Source organism: Nostoc sp. (assembly GCF_054880495.1).
The window spans coordinates 1-2,428 of the sequence record NZ_JBTYKD010000206.1 but is presented as its reverse complement, the minus strand read 5'-3'; the positions used below and the strand labels follow the sequence as shown (position 1 = coordinate 2,428).

At 40.9% G+C, this 2,428-nt stretch carries 1 protein-coding gene; it reads right to left on the bottom strand.

What is annotated here, in order from left to right; all coding sequences use genetic code 11:
• Nucleotides 1-6: 6 nt before the first annotated feature.
• Complete coding sequence (gene ltrA, locus ACYTXL_RS19330; protein ID WP_461922390.1) at nucleotides 7-1,878, bottom strand: group II intron reverse transcriptase/maturase; 1,872 nt, start codon at nucleotides 1,876-1,878, stop codon at nucleotides 7-9.
• Nucleotides 1,879-2,428 lie beyond the last annotated feature (550 nt).

Below are 2,428 nucleotides of genomic sequence, written 5' to 3'. Positions count from 1 at the left end.
ATTAAACTAAGCGAAACTCTCACGAGTTCCGCTCGTCTTCAAAACCGGACGTGACACTTTCGCATCATCCGGCTCCTCAATGACCTGGCTCTTGTTATGAGTACCTCTAACCATTTTGGGGCTGGGCTTGACGCTGTTACAGTCAGATTCACCGTTTTTGTTTATTACGGCTTTGATGCCCTTACTGCTATCACTGGCAGTTTTTGTGTCATGGCAATGTCTGTGTAAAAGTTGAATATTTTTGTAATCATCCTTACCACCTTGCGATTTGGGGATAATATGATCAACTTCTAGCACATCGTCTTCACGAAAAAACAATCCGCAATGGTTACACTTTCCTTTTTGCTGTTTTAAGAGTTTTGAAGTCTTAATAGGCATTTCTGGATTATTCCCCTTTCTTGTAGCCCAATAAATCAGATTTCCATCGAAGGGCGATGATTCACCTTTGACCTTCGTGTGACGTACTATTGGTGTTTTCTTATGCTCTAAAAGCTCTAAAGAGGGTTTTCCCTCTGTCGCAAAAGCCCAATTTCTGTTCCTTATTTCCTGCCAGTATTTACTGGTTATCCATACCCCTGATTTATTGGGATGTCGTCTCTTTGACCAAGCTCTTAACTTCAGGTACATAAGATTATCTAAGTCAGTGTAAGCCTCCTTACTTACTACAGTTGAATAGTAATTTGCCCACCCCCGTATAATTGGGTTTAAGTGACTAATCAGTGCCGATTGCGGTGCTGACTTATGAGCTTCTATTACTTCTGAAATCCGTTTATAGTGTACCTTCTGTTTTGCTTTACTTGGGGTGATGATTGTTTTAAACAAGAGTGAGTCACCATTTGTTGATTTCCCTGACTTGTATTTGCCAGATGGAAATTGTCTGATGTTGAAACCAAGAAAATTAAATCCTGGTTCTTCTGACCCATACTTATTTAAGGTATGGGTAAGTCTCGTTTTACTCGGTTTTAATTCAAGTCCCATGTCCTTTAACCATTCCGAGATGATTTCCTGACATCTCTGCACTACTAATATGTTTTCATGAATAACTACAAAGTCATCGGCATAACGAATTAAGCTTAAACTTTTGCGGTTATTCTGTTTATGACCTTTCAAGGTTTCAGCGTATTGCTTAACCCTTTCTTCCATTCCATGCAGTGCTATATTTGCCAATAAAGGGGAAATAACTCCACCTTGAGGCGTTCCTTCTGGTGTTGGAAACAACTGAAGATTATCCATAAATCCCGCTTTTAACCATGCCTTTATTTGACGGCGTAGGGTAGGGAAAGTATTTAATTTTCTTAACAGCGTTTCATGGTTGATTTTGTCAAAGCATTTAGCAATATCTGCATCTAGCACAAATTTTGATTTCTGCTTGATTGCTTTAAATATTGCATCAACAGCATCGTGACATGAGCGTCCTGGTCTAAATCCGTAACTGTTAGGTTCAAACTTTGCTTCCCATTCTGGTTCTAACGCCAGTTTGACAAGGGATTGAAAAGCCCTATCGTCAATTGTAGGTATTCCCAGGGGACGTTTTTCATCGCTCCCTGGCTTTGGTATCCACAATCTCCTAGTGGGTTTTACTTTCTCGTTAAATCTCAAAACTTTTACCAGTTTAAGTCTTTGGTTAGGTGTTAAGGATTTAACCCCATCTATCCCAGCCGTATTCTTTCCTTGGTTGTCTTGAGTTACCCTTCTAACTGCTAACATTTTTCCAGACCAGGACTTCATCAACGTTTTTTGAAGTCTGCGAACTGCTTTTACATCACCACGAATTGAGGCTTTGTAGATTCTTTTTTGCAACTTAAAAACCACCCGTTCTAACTTTCGCCAGTTCGTTTGATTCCACTCCACCGTAGTCTTAAAACTCGTATCGGTCATTTATTGCTACTTAAATCTCCACATTCCAAATCATCGTGAGTACGTTTGCATATCCTGTACATTACACACAGGCATTAGCTTCTTACTCAATCTCACCCACTCGCTGCATCTGGTTAGCACCTACTTAGCAATCGACTTACTAAGAGCTAACAAGGGGTTACTTCGTTCCGAATGACCATACTATGTACCTTTAGAGTGATGCTCTTCACCGGGTTTGTAGGAAGTGCTTATTGGTCAACTGAAAAATTGCCAATTCCTTATCCTTCACCATTTTGGTTCCAGCGTTACCCGATATTTCTATCGTCAGCCTTATTTCGCTGGGTGCTAATCACGATGATTCAAACACACCTTCAATCCTGAGATTTACTCATGGGTACTTTGCTCAATGGACACCAACATAGGCTTGTCAGTGGAGCCATTTTTTACCCCCGCTTTACGGATTGGTAGGCTATCCTCTACCGTAGGGGACACAGTTTTTTACCGTGTTCTGTATGCTTTCACTCCTGCACCTGGAGGGAGGGGTTTTCACCCTCATGGTCATTCAGTTGTC

Coding starts and splice junctions, on each gene's coding strand:
- ltrA (WP_461922390.1), bottom strand. CDS start 1,878: ATGACCGATACGAGTTTTAAGACTACGGTGGAGTGGAATCAAACGAAC.